Raw genomic sequence first — 20,504 nt, 5'->3', positions numbered from 1 at the left:
AGTTTTAACTTTGCAGATAGCCGCATTCTCGCCGGAATTGCGTGATTAATGACGCGGTCAGTGGTGTCTGGCGACTATCACGCCGCTGAATCAAATAATAGGCTGCTTTCGGTAAAATTTCGCTAACCGGCAACATCACCAGCCCCTGTCCGTGCAAGGGATCGCAGCCCATTTCTTCAGGCAGTATGCTGAGAAAATCGCTTTTTGCCACCAGACTGATACAGGCTGAGAACGTCTCGCAGACTACACCGACCTGTGGCGTTTGCGCCTGATCGTCAAGCAATTCACTCAACTGTTTGTAGTAACTGCCGTGTGGCGTCGGCATTGTCCAGCTGTAATCCAGTAACTGTTTGATCGAACGGGCACCAATGGCGGGGTGTCCCGGGCGGCAAAAGATCGCGAATTGCTTTTCCAGTAATTTCTCAAAAGTAAATTCGTGGTCGTACGGTCCCTGATAATAGGTATTGATGGTGAAATCCAATTCTCCCTGACGCAATTCATTAATCATCGACACCAGTTGCCCTTCCATAATGCGTACTTTTACCTGCGGATGCTGCTGATGAAAACGAGATATGACAGCTGGCATCAGACTGCGGGAAATACTGGCCCCCATGCCGATATTAATCTGCCCTGCCAGTTGCCCTTGTCGTTGGCGAATATCCTCTTGGGCTGCGCGCAGCTCTTCAAGAATAAGACTGGCGTGCTGATAAAAACTTTCACCGGCATCAGTTAACGTCACGCCTTTACTACGGAGAAAAAAGAGTTGCGCCGCTAACCCTTCTTCCAGCTCCTGAATAGATTTACTCAGTGCCGGTTGCGACATATTCAACATTCGGCTCGCTCCGCGAATGCTGCCCTGACGAGCCACTTCAACAAAAGCCCGAATTTGATGAATTTTTACCTGAAAAGCCATGACGCCACCGATAACCGTTATTTATCAGACCAAAGAAACTGGCATCTACTTTAATGCAGATGATTGTGTCAGGGTAATTTATGAACGGTTAAAACTGTGAAAAATCAGTTAGTGATAAGTAAAAACTATCGCTACGTGAACCGGGTCACACTTTTTACTGATGACGGGAAAGGTTATGGAGTCTTTGAATCAATTTGTTAATTCGCTTGCCCCAAAATTATCGCACTGGCGACGTGATTTTCATCACTATGCAGAGTCTGGCTGGGTGGAATTCCGCACTGCCACCCTTGTTGCGGAAGAATTGCAGCAGCTCGGCTATTCACTGGCGCTGGGCCGCGAAGTAGTTAATGAAAGTAGCCGGATGGGACTACCTGATGAACTCACTCTACAACGCGAATTCGAGCGCGCTCGTCAACAGGGTGCGCTAGCACAATGGATTGCGGTTTTTGAAGGTGGTTTCACGGGTATCGTCGCCACCCTGGATACCGGTCGCCCCGGTCCGGTGATGGCTTTCCGTGTCGATATGGACGCGCTGGATCTCAGTGAAGAGCAGGATGTCAGCCATCGCCCCTACCGCGACGGTTTTGCGTCATGTAACGCCGGAATGATGCATGCCTGTGGTCATGATGGACATACCGCCATTGGGCTTGGGCTGGCGCATACCCTTAAACAATTCGAGTCCGGACTACATGGCGTCATCAAACTGATTTTTCAGCCTGCAGAGGAAGGTACGCGTGGCGCGCGGGCGATGGTCGATGCAGGTGTCGTAGATGATGTTGATTATTTTACTGCCGTGCACATTGGCACTGGCGTACCTGCGGGCACCGTGGTGTGCGGCAGTGATAATTTTATGGCAACCACCAAATTTGACGCGCACTTCACCGGTACCGCCGCTCACGCAGGCGCAAAACCAGAAGACGGTCACAATGCCTTGTTGGCGGCAGCACAAGCCACTCTTGCACTGCATGCAATCGCCCCGCACAGCGAAGGAGCTTCCAGAGTAAACGTGGGCGTTATGCAGGCAGGAAGCGGTCGTAACGTTGTTCCTGCCTCGGCGTTGCTGAAAGTGGAAACACGCGGGGCCAGCGACGTCATTAATCAATATGTTTTTGACCGTGCACAACAAGCGATTCAGGGCGCAGCAACCATGTATGGTGTCGGCGTTGAAACTCGTCTGATGGGTGCAGCTACCGCCAGTTCTCCTTCGCCGCAATGGGTCGCATGGTTGCAAAGTCAGGCGGCTCAGGTCGCGGGGGTCAATCAGGCCATTGAACGTGTTGAAGCGCCTGCGGGTTCCGAAGATGCCACATTAATGATGGCCCGCGTGCAGCAACATCAAGGGCAAGCCTCCTACGTGGTGTTTGGCACACAGCTGGCGGCAGGTCATCACAACGAAAAATTCGATTTTGACGAGCAGGTTCTCGCTATTGCCGTCGAAACGCTGGCGCGCACCGCGCTCAATTTTCCCTGGACGCGAGGTATCTGATGCAGGAAATCTATCGTTTTATCGACGATGCGATTGAAGCCGATCGCCAACGTTATACCGATATTGCCGATCAAATCTGGGATCATCCAGAAACACGTTTTGAAGAGTTCTGGTCAGCGGAGCATCTGGCTTCGGCGCTGGAATCTGCAGGCTTCACCGTTACCCGCAACGTAGGCAATATCCCAAATGCCTTTATTGCTTCGTTTGGTCAAGGCAAACCGGTTATCGCCCTGCTGGGAGAATATGACGCCCTGGCAGGTTTAAGTCAGCAAGCAGGTTGCGCGCAACCTACATCCGTGACGCCCGGTGAAAATGGTCACGGTTGCGGACACAATTTGCTGGGAACCGCCGCCTTTGCCGCTGCAATAGCCGTCAAGAAATGGCTGGAACAATATGGGCAAGGCGGCACGGTGCGCTTTTATGGTTGTCCTGGCGAAGAAGGCGGCTCGGGTAAAACGTTCATGGTTCGCGAGGGGGTATTTGATGATGTGGATGCGGCACTCACCTGGCACCCGGAAGCCTTTGCCGGTATGTTCAATACCCGCACGCTGGCAAACATTCAGGCATCATGGCGCTTTAAAGGGATCGCAGCACATGCCGCGAATTCCCCTCATTTGGGACGCAGCGCCCTTGATGCCGTAACGTTGATGACCACTGGCACCAACTTCCTCAACGAACATATTATTGAAAAAGCGCGCGTACACTATGCCATCACAAATAGCGGCGGGATCTCGCCCAACGTGGTCCAGGCGCAGGCAGAAGTGCTTTATCTTATCCGCGCCCCCGAAATGACCGACGTGCAGCATATTTATGATCGGGTCGCCAAAATCGCCGAAGGTGCGGCATTGATGACCGAAACCACGGTTGAATGCCGCTTCGACAAAGCCTGTTCCAGTTATCTCCCGAATCGCACCTTAGAAAATGCCATGTACCAGGACCTATCCCATTTTGGTACCCCGGAATGGAACTCCGAAGAACTGGCTTTTGCGAAACAAATTCAGGCTACGCTCACCTCCAACGATCGGCAAAACAGTCTGAATAATATCGCCGCAACCGGTGGCGAAAACGGCAAGGTTTTTGCACTACGTCATCGTGAAACGGTACTGGCGAATGAAGTCGCTCCATATGCCGCCACCGATAACGTGCTTGCGGCATCGACTGATGTCGGCGACGTCAGTTGGAAACTGCCTGTTGCCCAGTGTTTCAGCCCCTGTTTTGCCGTCGGTACACCGCTACATACGTGGCAACTGGTTAGCCAGGGGCGAACATCTATTGCTCATAAAGGAATGCTGCTGGCGGCGAAAACTATGGCAGCAACCACAGTCAATCTCTTCCTTGATTCAGGGCTATTGCAAGAATGCCAACAAGAGCATCAGCAAGTAACGGACACGCAACCGTATCACTGCCCTATCCCGAAAAACGTGACACCGTCACCTTTAAAATAACAACAACAACGCAAACACAACAACCGAGGAATGCCCATGAGTATGTCATCCATACCGTCGTCCTCCCAATCCGGGAAGCTCTATGGCTGGGTCGAAAGAATTGGTAACAAGGTTCCCCATCCTTTTCTGCTCTTTATCTATTTGATTATCGTACTCATGGTGACGACGGCAATTTTGTCGGCCTTTGGCGTCAGTGCGAAAAACCCGACCGATGGTACGCCGGTGGTGGTGAAAAACCTGCTCAGTGTGGAAGGATTACACTGGTTTTTACCCAATGTTATTAAAAACTTTAGCGGTTTTGCTCCACTTGGTGCGATCCTGGCGCTGGTTTTAGGTGCCGGTCTGGCGGAGCGCGTCGGCTTACTGCCAGCACTAATGGTTAAAATGGCATCGCATGTTAATGCCCGCTACGCCAGTTATATGGTGCTGTTTATTGCTTTTTTCAGCCACATTTCTTCCGATGCGGCGTTAGTGATCATGCCACCGATGGGTGCGCTGATTTTTCTGGCGGTGGGCAGGCATCCAGTTGCAGGTTTACTGGCTGCCATTGCAGGCGTAGGTTGCGGCTTTACGGCTAATTTACTGATTGTCACAACCGACGTGTTGCTGTCGGGGATCAGCACGGAAGCGGCAGCTGCGTTCAATCCGCAAATGCACGTCAGTGTAATTGATAACTGGTATTTTATGGCCAGCTCCGTAGTCGTACTGACGATTGTTGGCGGCCTGATAACCGACAAAATCATCGAGCCACGGTTAGGTCAATGGCAGGGAAACAGCGATGAGAAACTGCAGACATTGACCGAAAGTCAGCGTTTTGGTTTACGCATAGCAGGTGTCGTATCGCTACTTTTTATTGCTGCGATTGCGCTGATGGTGATCCCGCAAAACGGGATATTGCGCGATCCGATTAATCACACCGTGATGCCATCACCCTTTATTAAAGGTATCGTGCCACTGATCATTCTTTTTTTCTTTATTGTCTCGCTGGCTTATGGCATCGCTACCCGCACAATTCGACGTCAGGCGGATTTACCGCATTTAATGATTGAACCGATGAAAGAGATGGCGGGATTTATCGTGATGGTTTTTCCCCTCGCCCAATTTGTCGCCATGTTTAACTGGAGCAACATGGGGAAATTCATCGCCGTGGGGCTGACCGATATACTGGAAAGTTCAGGGCTTAGCGGCATCCCGGCGTTTGTCGGTCTGGCGTTGCTTTCCTCTTTCTTATGCATGTTTATTGCCAGCGGTTCCGCAATCTGGTCGATTCTTGCCCCCATTTTCGTACCAATGTTTATGCTACTTGGCTTTCACCCGGCATTTGCGCAAATCCTCTTTCGTATTGCCGACTCATCCGTATTGCCTTTAGCGCCGGTATCTCCTTTTGTTCCACTGTTTCTTGGATTCCTGCAACGCTACAAACCAGACGCGAAACTGGGTACTTACTATTCGTTAGTCTTGCCCTATCCGCTTATCTTTTTGGTGGTATGGCTGCTGATGTTGCTGGCGTGGTATCTTGTTGGTCTGCCGATAGGTCCGGGGATTTCCCCACGTTTGTCTTAAGAGAGAACGGATGCTGAGATTACTTGAAGAAAAAATTGCCACGCCACTGGGTCCACTGTGGGTGATTTGCGATGAACAATTTCGTCTGCGGGCGGTTGAATGGGAAGAGTACAGCGAACGCATGGTGCAGCTGCTGGACATCCATTATCGCAAAGAAGGCTATGAGCGCATTTCTGCCACCAACCCAGGCGGTTTAAGCGACAAGCTTCGTGATTATTTTGCCGGTAATCTTAGCATTATTGATACGCTTCCCACTGCCACAGGGGGGACGCCATTTCAGCGCGAAGTCTGGAAAACACTACGCACTATCCCCTGCGGGCAGGTAATGCATTACGGCCAACTGGCTGAACAATTGGGCCGCCCTGGCGCGGCGCGTGCCGTTGGTGCGGCAAACGGATCGAATCCCATCAGCATCGTCGTACCTTGCCATCGGGTTATTGGCCGAAACGGCACCATGACCGGATATGCAGGCGGAGTTCAGCGAAAAGAGTGGTTATTGCGCCATGAAGGTTATCTTTTGCTGTAAACATTAAACAATTTGTGCCAGCTTGTTCACACTTTTATGTAAAGTTACCCTTAACAACTTAATGGTTTTCAAATAGATAGACATATATTTACATCTAATATCGGAATTCTCTGCTGTTAAGGTTTGCTTAGACTTACTTGCTCCCTAAAAAGATGTTAAAATTGACAAATATCAATTACGGCTTGAGCAGACCTATGATCCCGGAAAAGCGAATTATACGGCGCATTCAGTCTGGCGGTTGTGCTATCCATTGCCAGGATTGCAGCATCAGCCAGCTTTGCATCCCGTTCACACTCAACGAACATGAGCTTGATCAGCTTGATAATATCATTGAGCGGAAGAAGCCTATTCAGAAAGGCCAGACGCTGTTTAAGGCTGGTGATGAACTTAAATCGCTTTATGCCATCCGCTCCGGTACGATTAAAAGTTATACCATCACTGAGCAAGGCGACGAGCAAATCACTGGTTTTCATTTAGCAGGTGACCTGGTGGGATTTGATGCTATCGGCAGCGGCCATCACCCGAGCTTCGCTCAGGCGCTGGAAACCTCGATGGTATGTGAAATCCCGTTCGAAACGCTGGACGATTTGTCCGGTAAAATGCCGAATCTGCGTCAGCAGATGATGCGTCTGATGAGCGGTGAAATCAAAGGCGATCAGGACATGATCCTGCTGTTGTCGAAGAAAAATGCCGAGGAACGTCTGGCTGCATTCATCTACAACCTGTCCCGTCGTTTTGCCCAACGCGGCTTCTCCCCTCGTGAATTCCGCCTGACGATGACTCGTGGCGATATCGGTAACTATCTGGGCCTGACGGTAGAAACCATCAGCCGTCTGCTGGGTCGCTTCCAGAAAAGCGGTATGCTGGCAGTCAAAGGTAAATACATCACCATCGAAAATAACGATGCGCTGGCCCAGCTTGCTGGTCATACGCGTAACGTTGCCTGATTTTTCCGCATAACTCACTATCCTTCTGTCATATCATTAAATTTTTCTGATTTATTGATCTGGCAGAAGGTTCATCACTGTTTCATTCACCAGATATGGGTTAATCTTTTAATTACAAACTGCGTTGACAGTTGTTGTAAGGAGACCCTGTATGGCTATGTATCAGAACATGCTCGTTGTTATCGATCCTAACCAGGACGACCAACCAGCATTGCGGCGAGCTGTTTATTTACATCAACGGATTGGTGGCAAAATTAAAGCCTTTTTGCCGATCTATGACTTCTCATACGAAATGACCACCCTGCTCTCCCCGGACGAACGTACCGCTATGCGTCAGGGCGTCATCAGCCAGCGTACAGCCTGGATCCACGAGCAGGCAAAATATTATCTCAATGCTGGCGTTCCCATTGAAATTAAAGTGGTCTGGCATAACCGTCCTTTCGAAGCCATTATTCAGGAAGTGATCAGCGGCGGACACGATTTGGTGCTAAAAATGGCGCACCAACATGACCGTCTGGAAGCGGTGATTTTTACGCCAACGGACTGGCATCTGTTACGCAAATGCCCAAGCCCGGTGTGGATGGTGAAAGACCAGCCGTGGCCGGAAGGAGGCAAGGCGCTGGTGGCGGTGAATCTCGCCAGTGAAGAGCCGTATCATAATGCGCTCAATGAAAAACTGGTCAAAGAGACGATCGAACTGGCAGAACAAGTCAACCATACCGAAGTTCATCTGGTTGGCGCTTATCCGGTAACGCCAATTAATATCGCGATTGAACTGCCGGAATTTGACCCGAGCGTTTATAACGATGCCATTCGTGGGCAACATTTGCTGGCAATGAAAGCTCTGCGGCAGAAATTCGGCATTAATGAAAACATGACGCACGTAGAAAAAGGTCTGCCTGAAGAGGTGATTCCTGATTTGGCGGAGCATTTACAGGCGGGAATTGTGGTTCTGGGCACGGTCGGACGCACCGGTATTTCAGCAGCATTCCTCGGCAACACGGCGGAACAGGTGATTGATCATCTTCGCTGCGACCTGCTGGTCATTAAACCTGACCAGTATCAGACACCCGTTGAACTGGATGACGAAGAAGACGATTAACGACTCTTCAATAACTGACAAGGCCCGAGTTATCGGGCCTATTTTTTACTTACTGCTCTTCGCCGCCAAGGAAATAAATTCCCAACGGGATTGCCAGCAACACAGTAAAGACCAGGCTATAAACAAAAATCATCGATGACTGAATCACATACATTGATGTCGTCCACTCAGACAGCGGAATATTGTACTGTTCTATAACGCCGCCGATGGTCGCGCGAGTCACAACCGACGCCGCAATAATGAAAACCGCCAACAAACCAAAGAGAAATTTCTTCCCTTTCGCTGACTTCAGTTTCGCCATAATCATGATGTAATCCTTGTGCAGACAAATTTCTTGTTACCTAAACGTAACAATACCATGACATTTCACCGTTGTCTGCTCTGAAAACCTCACCTCTTAGCTGGATTTACAATCAACGCATTGATTAGTTAGCTAATGTTGCTACTTCCTTCCCTGACTATTGATGATCTGAATGAATTGTCGCGGTAAAATAGCCCCGCCAGGGGTTTCCGGCATGACGACAATTATCTGGAGGAGCCTGATAAAACAATGATCGCTGAACTGTTTACAAATAATGCGCTTAATCTGGTCATTATTTTCGGTAGCTGCGCAGCATTGATTCTGATGAGCTTTTGGTTTCGCCGTGGAAATCGTAAAAGAAAAGGATTTTTATTCCATGCGGTGCAATTTTTAATCTACACCATAATTATCAGTGCTGTTGGTAGCATTATTAATTATGTTATAGAAAACTATAAACTCAAATTTATCACCCCAGGCGTTATCGATTTTATCTGTACGTCCCTGATTGCGTTTATTCTGACGATTAAGCTATTTCTGCTGATTAATCAGTTTGAAAAACAGCAGATTAAAAAAGGTCGCGATATCACCAGTGCGCGGATTATGTCGCGTATCATCAAAATCACCATTATTGTGGTGCTTGTTCTGCTTTATGGCGAACATTTCGGCATGAGCCTTTCTGGCTTGCTGACCTTTGGTGGTATTGGTGGTCTGGCTGTCGGTATGGCCGGTAAAGATATTCTGAGTAACTTCTTTTCCGGGATTATGCTCTATTTCGACCGTCCTTTCAGTATTGGCGACTGGATCCGTTCACCGGACAGAAATATCGAAGGTACAGTAGCGGAAATTGGCTGGCGAATTACCAAAATTACGACCTTTGATAATCGTCCATTGTACGTACCGAACTCGCTGTTTTCGTCGATCAGCGTAGAAAACCCAGGACGAATGACCAACCGCCGCATTACCACGACCATTGGTTTACGTTATGAGGATGCGGCAAAAGTGGGCGTTATTGTCGAAGCTGTACGTGAGATGCTGAAAAATCACCCGGCCATCGACCAGCGACAAACCTTACTGGTTTATTTCAACCAGTTTGCTGACTCTTCATTGAATATTATGGTTTATTGCTTTACCAAAACCACGGTATGGGCTGAATGGCTTGCTGCACAGCAAGACGTTTATTTGAAGATTATCGATATTGTACAGTCACACGGCGCGGACTTTGCCTTCCCCAGCCAGACGCTGTATATGGATAACATTACACCGCCGGAACAGGGTCGCTAAATCAGACATCACTGGCGTTATGCACAAGGGTAACGCCAGTTCCCATCACATCAATGCTTCACAATATACATAGTCCGACTGTACGCCACATCTTCAGGATTATTAATGGGATAACCTTTCAGCCACGGCTTGATTAATCGTCCATTGGTATATTGATAAATTGGTGCAATCGGTGCTTGCTCCATGAGGATTTTTTCTGCCGCGTTGTAATCGGCATTACGCGCTTTAACGGTATTTTCCGTCGATGCCTGGGCCAGAACTTTGTCATATGCCGGATTGTTAAAGCGTGAAATATTTCCTGAATGCGTTGACGTTAATAATGTCAGGAAAGTGGAGGGTTCATTATAATCCCCCACCCACGAGGCGCGGATAACATCAAAATTGCCGGTGTTACGGCTATCGATATAGGTTTTCCATTCCTGATTTTGCAATTTAACATCTACGCCAAGGTTCTTTTTCCACATCGATGCTACAGCAATCGCAATTTTTTGATGGTTTTCTGAAGTGTTATACAAAAGCGTCAGCTTCAGCGGTTTTTGCGGACCATAACCAGCTGCGCTCAACAAAGTTTTTGCCTGCGCATTCAGTTCTTCCTGACTCATTTGTTCAAACGGCGAAGGTTCCGGCGTAAATCCCGCGGTAACATCTGGTGTAAAATGCCACGCTGGCTTTTCGCCCGTCCCTAATACTTTTTCGGTCATCAGGCGGCGATCTATCGTCATACTTAATGCCAGACGAACGCGCTGATCTGCCGTCGGCCCTTTTTGCGTGTTAAACGCATAATAATAGGTCCCGAGCTGCGGCGGCGTATAAACCTGCCCCGGAATATCCTTCAACAGCTTCTGATACATATTTTTCGGGAAGGATTCGGTGATATCAATATCCCCCGCGAGGTAACGCTTAGTGGCTGCGGATTCCTGATTAATTGGCAGGAAGGTCACTTTTTGCAGTACCGTTTTGGCGTTATCCCAATAATGGGTATTCGGTACCACGACCAGTTTTTCATTGACTACGCGCTCTTTAAGAACATAAGCGCCATTGCCGATCAGATTTCCGGGTTTCGTCCACTCTTTACCGCTTTCTACGTTGGCTTTTTGCACCGGGAAGAAGGCAAAGTTAGCGGTTAAATTCACAAACCACGGCAACGGTTTATCAAGCTGAATTTTCAAAGTATGGGCATCAACTGCGGTGACGCCAAGCTGGTCAGGCGTAGCTTTACCATCAATAATCGCCTGTGCGTTGTTGATTCCCGCCAGCGCGGCAAACCATGCAAATGGCGACAATGTTTTTGGGTCCACCAGACGTTGCCAGCTGTAGACAAAATCTTGCGCCGTTACCGGTGTGCCATCCGCCCATTTTGCGTTATCGCGCAGGGTAAAAGTCCAGATACGGTTGTCATTACTTTTCCACTGAGTCGCAACGCCGGGGACAATCTCCCCTTTTTCGTTCTGATTCACCAGACCTTCAAACAGATCGCGAATGACCTGAATCTCTGGCAGGCCCACGGCTTTAGCGGGATCCAGCGACGCAGGCTCATCTTTAATGTGGCGCACCAGCTCCTGCTTCTCTGCCAGTACTGTGCCGCTCGGAACTTCTGCAGCATACGAAAGAGAAATGCTGCTGACCAACAGCGCACAACACGTGACTGAAACAGAGTGCTTCATAAGTTTCCCTCTAACCGACATTAAAATTGATGCGTAATTATTTGTTTCGCCTTAAAGAAATGCAAACAACTTCCATCAAAAAAGTGACAAAGGAAGCATCAAATGTTTTAAGTATCAATATATCAAATCAGATTTAGTGTAAATAATAGTCTCCAAAATGCGGTAAAGCACATAGAACTCCGAACACTACGTTCGGGCTTCGCACGTTCAAACCCGTTTTCGGTATCATAATCAGCATCTGTCGCCATTGTACGAAGAATAAAAAATGACCAAAACGTTGAAAGGAACTGAGAATACGTTAAGAGAAGAATTAAATTAATGTATCAGCAAGTAGTGCTAAACAGCACCTTTATACTTCAGCCTATCTATAAATAATGAGAATGCCGAGCCAGCATGTCGACGGTGTGGATAGTACAGGTGATAACCGGGTAAATCTGGTGTGAATTTATCCAAAACACGTATCAGTTTTTTTTCTTTAATAGCCCGCTCAACCTGATCATAAGGTAGATACGCCAATCCATGCCCATCAATTGCAGCATCAATGATCAGGTCTATCGTATTCAGTAAAAGCTGACCTTCCATGCGAACACGAACTTCACGTCCACCGCGTATTAATCTCCAGCGATTTGCTGTACCCGATGTGGGAAGATACAAATTAATTGCCTGATGATCTATTAATTGTGACACTGACGTTGGAACACTTCGGCGAGAAAAATAATCCGGTGAGCCAACAATAGCCATTGGTATATCTGGCCCGATTCGAATGGCGATCATATCTTTATCCATCTCCCCACCCAGACGGACGCCTGCATCAAAACGTTCAGAAACGACATCGGTCAAACCATAATCAATGGTGAGCTGAATATCAATTTCAGGATGCGATTTCAGGAATGTGCGCATTGCTGGTAACAATATCGTTTTTGCTGCATGTTCTACAGTAGTAATACGTATTGTCCCGGATGGGCGGTTCTGCAGATCGCTCAGGGATGCCATGGCTGAATCTATGTCATGCAACATAGGGCCAAGAACAGACAAAAGATGCTCGCCCGCTTCAGTTGGAACAACGCTGCGCGTGGTTCGCGTCAGAAGCCGCAATCCCAATCGTTCTTCTATACGACGCACTATCTGGCTTAAAGCTGACTGCGCCATGCTCAGGCGGGCTGCTGCACGAGTGAAGCTACGCTCCTCTGCAACGACGACAAACGCCATCAGATCAGCGATTTCTTCACGCTTCATTCAGTATCTCCATGCAATCTATTAATCATTTAAATGATAGGTCTAATCATGATTTTGGGTCTAATCAACTTAATGATCAATATCTATAGTGATATCACCAACCGTTAAAACGAACCGACAACTCCATGAGGAACGGAATGATGAATAATAAAGTCAGCTTCACTAACAGCAATAATCCAACCATCTCTTTGTCTGCAGTGATCTATTTCCCTCCAAAATTTGATGAAACCCGTCAGTATCAGGCAATTGTGTTATCTCACCCAGGTGGGGGCGTTAAAGAACAAACGGCCGGAACCTATGCCAAAAAACTGGCGGAAAAGGGATTTGTCACTATTGCTTATGACGCATCTTATCAAGGTGAAAGTGGCGGCGAGCCGCGTCAGTTAGAAAACCCATACATTCGTACTGAAGACATCAGTGCCGTGATTGATTACCTGACAACGCTTTCTTATGTCGACAATACCCGAATTGGTGCGATGGGAATTTGTGCCGGTGCAGGATATACAGCCAATGCTGCAATTCAGGATCGCCGCATCAAGGCCATCGGTACCGTTAGTGCGGTCAATATTGGTTCGATATTCCGTAATGGTTGGGAAAACAATGTGAAATCTATTGATGCCCTGCCATACGTTGAAGCGGGTTCAAACGCCAGAACCAGCGATATTAGCAGCGGAGAATACGCCATTATGCCACTGGCACCAATGAAGGAGTCCGATGCGCCGAACGAAGAACTGCGTCAGGCCTGGGAGTATTACCACACCCCTCGCGCGCAGTATCCAACAGCACCGGGTTACGCTACTTTGCGCAGCCTTAACCAGATTATTACCTATGATGCTTACCATATGGCGGAAGTGTACCTGACTCAGCCGACGCAGATTGTGGCGGGCAGCCAGGCAGGGAGCAAATGGATGAGTGACGACCTGTACGATCGAGCATCAAGCCAGGATAAACGCTATCACATTGTTGAAGGCGCAAACCATATGAATCTTTATGACGGCAAAGCCTATGTGGCTGAAGCAATTTCAGTATTAGCTCCGTTCTTTGAGGAAACTCTGTAATGAAACATATTCAAATCCGCAATAGTGATATGGCCTGGCATATTGCTGCCAATAATCTGGGATAATTTTCATGAAAAATGTACTGATTCTTGGTGCTGGCGGTCAGATAGCCCGCCATGTGATTAATCAACTGGCAGATAAGCAAACCATTAAACAAACTTTATTTGCCCGTCAGCCAGCAAAAATCCACAAACCCTATCCAACTAATAAAATGCAAACAACTTCCGGCAAAAAAGTGATACAAGATCGATGACATAGCGTTGAAGAAAAGGATTTGATAATCCGCAAAATTTGCACAACACTGCCTGTAATACTTCCTGAACCAGAGACGATCATGACCGTAACCCGCCCACGCGCCGAACGCGGCGCATTTCCGCCCGGAACAGAACATTACGGACGTTCATTATTGGGCGCGCCGTTAATCTGGTTTCCTGCCCCTGCAGCCAGCCGCGAAAGTGGTTTGATTCTGGCTGGCACTCACGGTGATGAAAACTCTTCGGTCGTCACGCTCTCCTGTGCTCTGCGGACGTTGACACCTTCTTTGCGCCGTCATCATGTGGTGCTGTGTGTGAATCCTGACGGCTGCCAGTTGGGGTTACGGGCCAATGCTAATGGTGTGGATTTAAACAGAAACTTTCCGGCGGCGAACTGGAAGGAAGGTGAAACCGTTTATCGCTGGAACAGCGCCGCTGAAGAACGCGATGTCGTATTACTGACAGGTGACAAACCTGGCTCCGAACCTGAAACCCAGGCGCTGTGCCAGCTTATACACCGCATTCAACCTGCCTGGGTGGTCTCATTCCACGATCCACTGGCCTGTATTGAAGATCCCAGACACAGCGAATTAGGCGAATGGCTGGCTCAGGCGTTTGAATTGCCTCTGGTAACCAGCGTCGGTTATGAAACGCCTGGCTCTTTCGGCAGTTGGTGTGCAGATCTGAACTTGCATTGCATCACCGCAGAGTTTCCGCCCATCTCCTCCGACGAAGCCAGCGAAAAATATCTCTTTGCGATGGCAAACTTGCTGCGCTGGCATCCTAAAGATGCAATTCGCCCGTCGTGAACTGAAGCGCCGGTTCCACATCTACCGCCAGCCAGGTCGGTCCGTCAAGATCGGCGAAACTGACCTGCGGCACCAGCGGTAAAGCGGCGCTAATGGCACGAGAGGTACACAACATGCAGCCCAGCATCAGACTGAAACCTTGTGCACGCGCTTCAGTCGCCAGCGCCAGCGCTTCCGTCAGACCCCCGGTTTTATCGAGCTTAATATTAACCATCTCATAGCGCCCTTTCAGCGCCTTCAAATTGCTACGAGTATGACAACTTTCATCAGCACAAATCGGCAACGGATGAATAAAATTCTCCAGCGCCGCATCGTCCTGCGCAGGAAGCGGTTGTTCAAGCATCGCAACGCCTAAATCCGCCAATAGCTGGCAACGCGCCGCCAACCCTTCTGCACGCCAGGATTCATTTGCATCAACGATCAGCGTCGCATCGGGCACAGCTGTGCGAATTGCCACCATCCGCTCACTGATAAGATGGTTATCCAGCTTCACTTTCAGTAATTTCGCGCCTGCCTGCCAGAGTGTTGATGCACTATTGGCCATCTGATCAGGCGTACCGATGACAACCGTCTGTGCAGTGATAACTGTCTCGGGAAGCGTTATGCCGATCAAATCAGCCAGCGATTGCTGCTGTCTTCGCGCGGCCAGATCCCACAATGCACAATCCAGCGCATTACGTGCTGCGCCGGCAGGGAGAATTTTTTGCAACTCCTCCCGTGTCAGCCCTTTCTCTAGTTGCGGCACGACGCTCATAATTTGCGCCATTACCGAGGCATCACTTTCCCCATAACGCGGATACGGCGTGCATTCGCCGGTGCCTTTAATACCCTCTTCTTCCAGTTCAACCACCACCACGCGCGCTTCACTGCGACTTCCCCGGGCAATCACAAACGGGGTATGTAAGGGCCAGGCTTCCTCGAATACCTTAACGGTTCTCATCTTTACTCCTTGTTGTCGCGGTGGTCTGCGGATGAAGCGCAAATAGCGTTTGCTGTGTTATTGACAGTTAGCATAAACTAGGTGTGACGTTAACTATATGTAAACAGGAAAGATAATCATGTCACAAACCGTTCATTTCCAGGGCAACCCGGTTACAGTCGCCAATTCCATCCCGCAGGCGGGTAGCAAAGCGCAGACTTTTACTCTCGTGGCAAAAGATCTGTCTGACGTCACCCTCGGTCAGTTTGCGGGTAAACGCAAAGTGCTGAACATTTTCCCGAGTATTGATACCGGTGTTTGCGCCGCATCAGTACGTAAGTTTAACCAACTGGCAACCGAGATCGACAACACCGTTGTGCTGTGTATCTCTGCCGATCTGCCGTTCGCCCAGTCTCGTTTCTGCGGCGCAGAAGGTCTGAACAACGTTATCACCCTCTCCACTTTCCGTAACGCTGAATTTCTGCAAGCCTACGGTGTGGCAATTGCTGATGGCCCACTGAAAGGTCTGGCAGCGCGTGCCGTTGTGGTTATTGACGAAAATGACAATGTGATTTTCAGCCAGCTGGTGGATGAAATCACCACCGAGCCGGATTACGAAGCAGCTCTGGCTGTACTGAAAGCATAATTTAATATGCCTGATGGTGTTGCACCATCAGGCATATTCGCGCTTACTCTTCGTTCTTCTTCTGACTCAGACCATATTCCCGCAACTTATTGGCAATCGCGGTATGTGAAACGCCGAGACGTTTTGCCAGTTTGCGCGTGCTGGGATAATTGCGATAAAGCTGGGTTAATACCGAGCGTTCAAAACGGCTGGTGATTTCGTCCAGCGAACCTTCCATCGCATCTTCGCCCACGGCTACCGTTGCGGCGTCATAATCCGGCAACAAAATATCCTGTGGACGCAGCTCATAACCGTCCAGTTGTGTCAGTGCGCGATAGATAGCGTTCTTTAACTGCCGCACATTTCCCGGCCACGCATAACGCGTAAGTACAGTATTCAGGTCAGCGGCCAGTTTCGGACGCGGCACGCCCTGCTCGTCGGCAAAGCGGGCGACGAACAGCTCAGTTAACGGCATGATGTCCTGCGGACAGTCACGTAGCGGCGGCAGATTGAGCGTCAACACGTTCAGACGATAATAGAGATCTTCACGGAACATGCCTTTTTGCACCAGTTCGACCAGATTCTTCTGCGTAGCGCAAATCACCCGCACATCGACATGCACCTCATGGTCTTCGCCAACCCGACGGAAAGTGCCATCATTAAGGAAACGCAGTAATTTCGCCTGCATCCGTGGTGACATTTCCCCTATTTCATCCAACAGCACCGAACCACCGTTCGCCTGCTCAAAGAATCCTTTCTTCCCTTCCGGAGCATGACCAAACAGTTCACTCTCGACCGCATCTTCCGGTATAGACGCACAGTTCAGCGCCAGGTAAGGTTTGCCCGCTCTGGGGCTTGCCTGATGGCAGGCGTAGGCAAAGAGATCTTTACCTGTACCTGTGTCACCCGTAATCAGCAGCGGCGCGCTTAGCATCGCCAGTTTCTGCGCCTGTTCGACAACATGCTTCATTTTCGGGCTGACGGCGACAATTTGACTGAAGGCGCTGACGTCCTGGGCGGCGACATTTTGCAACTGGCGGCCCATACGAATCGTTGATCGCAACATCACCACCGCACCGGTCAGGACGTGTTGATCATTTTCATCCTGAAGATAAACAGGCGTAATCTCCATCAGGAAATTCTGCCCATTAATAACGACATGCTCGTTATGCGAATCTTGCGGTTCGCTTTCCAGCCAACGTAAAAAATTAAAGCCGTTAATCAATTGTGCGGCGGTATGGTTGCGCAGGCGATCCAATTTTTGCCCAAAAAGCTGACAGCTCGCCGGGTTCGCCATATCCACTTTGCTTTTCATATCGACAGAGAGCACAGGTTCAGGCAACGCCTCCAGTAACGCGCTCAACGCCAGATGCTCACGTTCGGAAGGCATCCACGGGACAGTACGCACATCGGTAACACCCGCAATACGGCGTATTTCGGCCATCAGACTGCTGAAACTCTCAAACTCCAGTTCAGCAAAATTGAGGTAGATTCGCCCAATGGGATCAATCTCAATACCGCGTAAATCAATGCCTCTTAGCACGAGTAGATCGAGTAATTCGCGGGTCAGACCGAGTCGGTCTTCACAAAAGACTTCCAGACGCATGGGAACCTTCACCTGAAAAAAGAACAATTAATATGATGATATGACACTATTTGGATAGCAGGAAGGTTTCTGTCAACAATCATTGACACAAAGACGGAAAAACGGGCACTTCGGCGTAAAGATATCCGGTCAGCACCCGATATTGCATTATTTTTCGCTGGGCGTTTTGCCTTTTTGCAGCGTTTCTTTCACCTGACCGATAAGCTGACGACGGAAATCCCCGAGGCGAGGTTTGTCATCGTCAATCCACGGCAGCGGGCGGCAAAGCTCCATAGCTTTAATCCCGAGTCGTGCCGTCAGAAGTCCTGCACCAATCCCCTGAGCTGCGCGGGTAGACAAACGAGCAGCGAGATCTTGCGACATCCAGTCCATCCCCACTTCGCGCACCAGTTCGCTGGCTCCGGCAAAAGCGATATTCAGCAATACCAGCTTAAACAGACGCAAACGGCTGTAATACCCCAGTTCAATGCCATACAGCGTGGCGATGCGATTAATTAAACGCAGATTGCGCCAGGCGATAAACGCCATATCGACCAACGCCAGCGGGCTGACCGCAATCATCAACGTTGATTCCGCCGCCGAACGGCTGATTTCGCGCCGCGCCTGGGCATCTAAAACTGGCTGGACCAAATGCGCATACAGGCTGACCACTTCACGGTCGTTTTGCGTTTCATGGATTGAGGCATACCAGCGTTGCAGCGCCGGATGCGACTGATCAATACCCGCCTGCTGCGCCAGTTTTTCGCAAAATGCGCGGCCTTTGCCCGTGCCGTGGCTATGCAATAAATCACGCGCTTCGTCGCGTTCATGGGCGCGCTGTCGCAAGCGCCATAAGCGCCGCCACTCTGTTACCACAGAACCTACGCCAGCGCCGATAATCAATGCCCCAGCGGCACATCCACCCAGCGCCACCCAGTCCTGGGTTTGCCAGGCATTCATTGTCCACTGTACACCCTGCCCGACAACGCTTGCGCCAAACAGAGCCAGCCCGCCCATCACCATTTTGCGCCACAGGCTGCGTTTCGGACGTAACGCTGCGTCCATTACCGCTTCGACTTGCCCCTCTTCTTCCTGCGCTTCGTCGAGCGTGGCCGGGGCAAAATTTTGCGCCTGATTTTCGTCAAAGGTCTGCTGCGCCCTGAATTTAGGATTCTGATCGACCTCCAGAGGACCGTCGAAATCAATACGTGGTTTTAACGGTTCGGTCATCGCAATTTATCTCCTATTAAAAATTCCAGCGCAGCATCAAGACGAATATGCGGTAGTGGTTTGTCGACATCCATCACCTGCGGACGAAATGCCTCAAACTGGAAGCCTTGCTTATCCCAGAACGCCTGACCAGGCAAACGTGCGGGAACTTCGCCAGGATAAACAGTGAGCGGTGCGCCATCGCTAAGTCGATTACCACGCAGCGCCGGGATTTTCTCACCGTTAACATCAATAATGCCGCTGGTGGTCGCCTGAACTGACGCCAGCCCCAGGCAGTCCATGCTGATCCCTTCGAACGCCGCATTTTGCCAGGCATCCTGAATCAGTTGTTGCAGTAATGAAACCATATTAGCGTGCTGATCGATGGTCACATGGTCCGCTTTAGTGGCAGCAAACAATAGCTTATCGATAACCGGCGAAAACAAACGCCGGAACAGGGTACGCTGCCCGTAGTGAAAACTTTGCATCAGCTGCGTCAGTGCCAGACGCATATCATTAAATGCCTGTGGCCCACTGTTGAGAGGTTGCAGGCAATCCACCAGCACAATCTGGCGGTCAAAGCGCAGAAAATGATTCTTATAGAACCCCTTCACCACCTTCTCGCAGTAATAATTAAAGCGCTCGCGCAGCATTCCGGCATTGGTATGCTTATCGGCCTGCGCCAGTTTGGACTCGCCCCAGGTATCGACATCCGGCCACGGGAAGAATTGCAGCGCGGGCGCACCTGCCATATCTCCCGGCAAGACAAAGCGCCCAGGCTGAATAAAGTGCAGCCCCTGCTCTTTACAGTGGTGGAGATAATCGGTCCACGCGGCGGCAATGTCCGCCAGCCGGTTTTCGTCGGCAGGCGCTAGCGGGTCCAGCCCTTCGCTCATCATTCGCCATTTCGCCGACCATTCTCCGCGCTGACCATTGAGTAAGCCCGTCATCTGGCGCGACCAGCTTAAATAGTCCTGCGCCAGCATCGGCAGGTCGAGCAACCATTCGCCGGGATAATCCACAATTTCCAGATACAGCGTGGAGGTATCCTTAAAGTGGCGTAGCAGCGAATCATTCGATTTAAAACGTAGCGCCAGGCGGATTTCACTGACGCCGCGCGTTGGCGTTGGCCAGGCGGGTGGATCGCCATATAACTGCGCCAGCCCTTCGTCATAGGTGAAGCGCGGAATGCCAAAGTCACGCTGGGGAATGCGTTTCACGCCCAGCAGGCGCTCTTCACGCACCGCACTTAACAGCGGCAAACGTGCTCCGGCGTGAATATTAAGCAACTGATTAACCATCGCGGTGATAAACGCTGTTTTGCCGCTGCGGCTAAGTCCGGTTACAGCGAGGCGCAGATGTCTGTCGACACCCCGATTCACCAGCGCATTGAGTTCATTTTTAAGTCGCTTCATTGCTGTCCTGTGCTGCTCTGAAGACCAGAAAAAAAATCATTCGTAAGGATATGAATGTGAGGGCCAGGCCATTGATTATCAACTGCCCGTGTTGGTGATGCTGCCAACTTACTGATTTAGTGTATGATGGTGTTTTTGAGGTGCTCCAGTGGCTTCTGTTTCTATC

The 20,504-nt window shown here is 49.8% G+C and carries 19 protein-coding genes and 1 pseudogene; 11 read left to right on the top strand and 9 right to left on the bottom strand.

Features of this window, described 5'->3' with window-relative positions:
* Positions 1-4 precede the first annotated feature (4 nt).
* Complete coding sequence (locus RTW80_RS16195) at positions 5-913, bottom strand: LysR family transcriptional regulator (RefSeq protein ID WP_063119165.1); 909 nt, start codon at positions 911-913, stop codon at positions 5-7.
* Positions 914-1,088: 175 nt separating this feature from the next.
* Here RTW80_RS16195 and abgA point away from each other — a divergent pair, with 175 nt between their 5' ends.
* The 6 genes from abgA (at position 1,089) to uspE (ending at position 7,982) form a co-directional block, all read left to right on the top strand.
* Positions 1,089-2,399, top strand: coding sequence for a p-aminobenzoyl-glutamate hydrolase subunit AbgA (abgA, locus tag RTW80_RS16190; protein ID WP_000444949.1), 1,311 nt, complete (start codon positions 1,089-1,091; stop codon positions 2,397-2,399).
* The gene (gene abgB / locus RTW80_RS16185) at positions 2,399-3,844 is read left to right on the top strand and encodes a M20 family metallopeptidase (protein ID WP_209150294.1); all 1,446 of its coding nucleotides are present in this window, start codon (positions 2,399-2,401) and stop codon (positions 3,842-3,844) included. Before abgA ends, abgB begins: the two co-directional genes overlap by 1 nt.
* A gap of 36 nt (positions 3,845-3,880) precedes the next feature.
* The gene (abgT, locus tag RTW80_RS16180) at positions 3,881-5,407 is read left to right on the top strand and encodes a p-aminobenzoyl-glutamate transporter (RefSeq protein WP_032247895.1); all 1,527 of its coding nucleotides are present in this window, start codon (positions 3,881-3,883) and stop codon (positions 5,405-5,407) included.
* A 10-nt stretch (positions 5,408-5,417) separates the two neighbouring features.
* Positions 5,418-5,933, top strand: coding sequence for a methylated-DNA--[protein]-cysteine S-methyltransferase (ogt, locus tag RTW80_RS16175; RefSeq protein ID WP_000945005.1), 516 nt, complete (start codon positions 5,418-5,420; stop codon positions 5,931-5,933).
* Between the two features lie 194 nt (positions 5,934-6,127).
* Positions 6,128-6,880 carry a fumarate/nitrate reduction transcriptional regulator Fnr gene (gene fnr, locus RTW80_RS16170; protein ID WP_000611911.1) on the top strand — a complete coding sequence of 251 codons (753 nt, stop codon included), beginning with the start codon at positions 6,128-6,130 and terminating at the stop codon, positions 6,878-6,880.
* 151 nt (positions 6,881-7,031) lie between these two features.
* On the top strand, positions 7,032-7,982 hold the full coding sequence (gene uspE, locus RTW80_RS16165; RefSeq protein ID WP_001262123.1) for a universal stress protein UspE: 951 nt from the start codon (positions 7,032-7,034) through the stop codon (positions 7,980-7,982).
* A 49-nt stretch (positions 7,983-8,031) separates the two neighbouring features.
* On the opposite strand, the gene RTW80_RS16160 is transcribed toward uspE, so the two are convergent.
* On the bottom strand, positions 8,032-8,289 hold the full coding sequence (locus RTW80_RS16160; protein ID WP_000605090.1) for a DUF2534 family protein: 258 nt from the start codon (positions 8,287-8,289) through the stop codon (positions 8,032-8,034).
* A gap of 243 nt (positions 8,290-8,532) precedes the next feature.
* Between RTW80_RS16160 and ynaI the strand changes: the two genes are divergently transcribed.
* Positions 8,533-9,564: a low conductance mechanosensitive channel YnaI gene (gene ynaI, locus RTW80_RS16155; protein ID WP_032247894.1), complete on the top strand. Its 1,032-nt coding sequence runs from the start codon at positions 8,533-8,535 to the stop codon at positions 9,562-9,564.
* 50 nt (positions 9,565-9,614) lie between these two features.
* On the opposite strand, the gene mppA is transcribed toward ynaI, so the two are convergent.
* Both mppA and pgrR read right to left on the bottom strand, forming a co-directional pair.
* Positions 9,615-11,228 carry a murein tripeptide ABC transporter substrate-binding protein MppA gene (gene mppA, locus RTW80_RS16150; RefSeq protein WP_000683020.1) on the bottom strand — a complete coding sequence of 538 codons (1,614 nt, stop codon included), beginning with the start codon at positions 11,226-11,228 and terminating at the stop codon, positions 9,615-9,617.
* Between the two features lie 336 nt (positions 11,229-11,564).
* A complete protein-coding gene (gene pgrR, locus RTW80_RS16145) occupies positions 11,565-12,464 on the bottom strand; it encodes a DNA-binding transcriptional regulator PgrR (protein ID WP_000817708.1) in 900 nt (299 codons plus the stop codon).
* A gap of 137 nt (positions 12,465-12,601) precedes the next feature.
* Here pgrR and RTW80_RS16140 point away from each other — a divergent pair, with 137 nt between their 5' ends.
* The 3 genes and pseudogenes from RTW80_RS16140 (at position 12,602) to mpaA (ending at position 14,585) form a co-directional block, all read left to right on the top strand.
* On the top strand, positions 12,602-13,522 hold the full coding sequence (locus RTW80_RS16140) for an alpha/beta hydrolase (RefSeq protein ID WP_312719537.1): 921 nt from the start codon (positions 12,602-12,604) through the stop codon (positions 13,520-13,522).
* A 70-nt stretch (positions 13,523-13,592) separates the two neighbouring features.
* Positions 13,593-13,730, top strand: a pseudogene (locus RTW80_RS16135) (NAD-dependent dehydratase); the annotation flags it as partial.
* Between the two features lie 126 nt (positions 13,731-13,856).
* Positions 13,857-14,585 carry a murein tripeptide amidase MpaA gene (mpaA, locus tag RTW80_RS16130; protein ID WP_000219122.1) on the top strand — a complete coding sequence of 243 codons (729 nt, stop codon included), beginning with the start codon at positions 13,857-13,859 and terminating at the stop codon, positions 14,583-14,585.
* Here the strand turns inward: mpaA and ycjG are convergent.
* A complete protein-coding gene (ycjG, locus tag RTW80_RS16125; RefSeq protein WP_001261211.1) occupies positions 14,560-15,525 on the bottom strand; it encodes an L-Ala-D/L-Glu epimerase in 966 nt (321 codons plus the stop codon). The two genes, mpaA and ycjG, sit on opposite strands and share 26 nt — an antisense overlap.
* 118 nt (positions 15,526-15,643) lie before the next feature.
* On the opposite strand from ycjG, the gene tpx reads away from it, so the two are divergent.
* Positions 15,644-16,150: a thiol peroxidase gene (gene tpx, locus RTW80_RS16120; protein ID WP_000084387.1), complete on the top strand. Its 507-nt coding sequence runs from the start codon at positions 15,644-15,646 to the stop codon at positions 16,148-16,150.
* Positions 16,151-16,193: 43 nt separating this feature from the next.
* Here tpx and tyrR read toward each other — a convergent pair whose 3' ends face one another.
* The 4 genes from tyrR to RTW80_RS16100 form a co-directional block, all read right to left on the bottom strand.
* On the bottom strand, positions 16,194-17,735 hold the full coding sequence (tyrR, locus tag RTW80_RS16115) for a transcriptional regulator TyrR (protein ID WP_001300658.1): 1,542 nt from the start codon (positions 17,733-17,735) through the stop codon (positions 16,194-16,196).
* A 147-nt stretch (positions 17,736-17,882) separates the two neighbouring features.
* Positions 17,883-18,944 (bottom strand): YcjF family protein, encoded by a 1,062-nt coding sequence (locus RTW80_RS16110; protein ID WP_000138728.1) that lies wholly within the window; start codon positions 18,942-18,944, stop codon positions 17,883-17,885.
* On the bottom strand, positions 18,941-20,338 hold the full coding sequence (locus RTW80_RS16105) for a YcjX family protein (protein WP_000825775.1): 1,398 nt from the start codon (positions 20,336-20,338) through the stop codon (positions 18,941-18,943). The genes RTW80_RS16110 and RTW80_RS16105 overlap by 4 nt, the downstream gene beginning before the upstream one ends.
* Positions 20,325-20,504, bottom strand: a 180-nt coding sequence (locus RTW80_RS16100; RefSeq protein WP_312719535.1) for a hypothetical protein, incomplete at its 5' end; no start/stop codon positions are given. The genes RTW80_RS16105 and RTW80_RS16100, both read right to left, overlap by 14 nt.

Source organism: Escherichia sp. AM3 (genome assembly GCF_032029835.1).
Taxonomy (GTDB): domain Bacteria; phylum Pseudomonadota; class Gammaproteobacteria; order Enterobacterales; family Enterobacteriaceae; genus Escherichia; species Escherichia coli.
Note: the sequence above shows the minus strand (reverse complement) of the source record. Positions and strands in the feature narration are given on the sequence as shown.

What these genes read in the sequence shown, in the direction of transcription:
- RTW80_RS16195 (WP_063119165.1), bottom strand. Translation starts at nt 913, where the DNA reads ATGGCTTTTCAGGTAAAAATTCATCAAATTCGGGCTTTTGTTGAAGTG.
- abgA (WP_000444949.1), top strand. Translation starts at nt 1,089, where the DNA reads ATGGAGTCTTTGAATCAATTTGTTAATTCGCTTGCCCCAAAATTATCG.
- abgB (WP_209150294.1), top strand. Translation starts at nt 2,399, where the DNA reads ATGCAGGAAATCTATCGTTTTATCGACGATGCGATTGAAGCCGATCGC.
- abgT (WP_032247895.1), top strand. Translation starts at nt 3,881, where the DNA reads ATGAGTATGTCATCCATACCGTCGTCCTCCCAATCCGGGAAGCTCTAT.
- ogt (WP_000945005.1), top strand. Translation starts at nt 5,418, where the DNA reads ATGCTGAGATTACTTGAAGAAAAAATTGCCACGCCACTGGGTCCACTG.
- fnr (WP_000611911.1), top strand. Translation starts at nt 6,128, where the DNA reads ATGATCCCGGAAAAGCGAATTATACGGCGCATTCAGTCTGGCGGTTGT.
- uspE (WP_001262123.1), top strand. Translation starts at nt 7,032, where the DNA reads ATGGCTATGTATCAGAACATGCTCGTTGTTATCGATCCTAACCAGGAC.
- RTW80_RS16160 (WP_000605090.1), bottom strand. Translation starts at nt 8,289, where the DNA reads ATGATTATGGCGAAACTGAAGTCAGCGAAAGGGAAGAAATTTCTCTTT.
- ynaI (WP_032247894.1), top strand. Translation starts at nt 8,533, where the DNA reads ATGATCGCTGAACTGTTTACAAATAATGCGCTTAATCTGGTCATTATT.
- mppA (WP_000683020.1), bottom strand. Translation starts at nt 11,228, where the DNA reads ATGAAGCACTCTGTTTCAGTCACGTGTTGTGCGCTGTTGGTCAGCAGC.
- pgrR (WP_000817708.1), bottom strand. Translation starts at nt 12,464, where the DNA reads ATGAAGCGTGAAGAAATCGCTGATCTGATGGCGTTTGTCGTCGTTGCA.
- RTW80_RS16140 (WP_312719537.1), top strand. Translation starts at nt 12,602, where the DNA reads ATGATGAATAATAAAGTCAGCTTCACTAACAGCAATAATCCAACCATC.
- mpaA (WP_000219122.1), top strand. Translation starts at nt 13,857, where the DNA reads ATGACCGTAACCCGCCCACGCGCCGAACGCGGCGCATTTCCGCCCGGA.
- ycjG (WP_001261211.1), bottom strand. Translation starts at nt 15,525, where the DNA reads ATGAGAACCGTTAAGGTATTCGAGGAAGCCTGGCCCTTACATACCCCG.
- tpx (WP_000084387.1), top strand. Translation starts at nt 15,644, where the DNA reads ATGTCACAAACCGTTCATTTCCAGGGCAACCCGGTTACAGTCGCCAAT.
- tyrR (WP_001300658.1), bottom strand. Translation starts at nt 17,735, where the DNA reads ATGCGTCTGGAAGTCTTTTGTGAAGACCGACTCGGTCTGACCCGCGAA.
- RTW80_RS16110 (WP_000138728.1), bottom strand. Translation starts at nt 18,944, where the DNA reads ATGACCGAACCGTTAAAACCACGTATTGATTTCGACGGTCCTCTGGAG.
- RTW80_RS16105 (WP_000825775.1), bottom strand. Translation starts at nt 20,338, where the DNA reads ATGAAGCGACTTAAAAATGAACTCAATGCGCTGGTGAATCGGGGTGTC.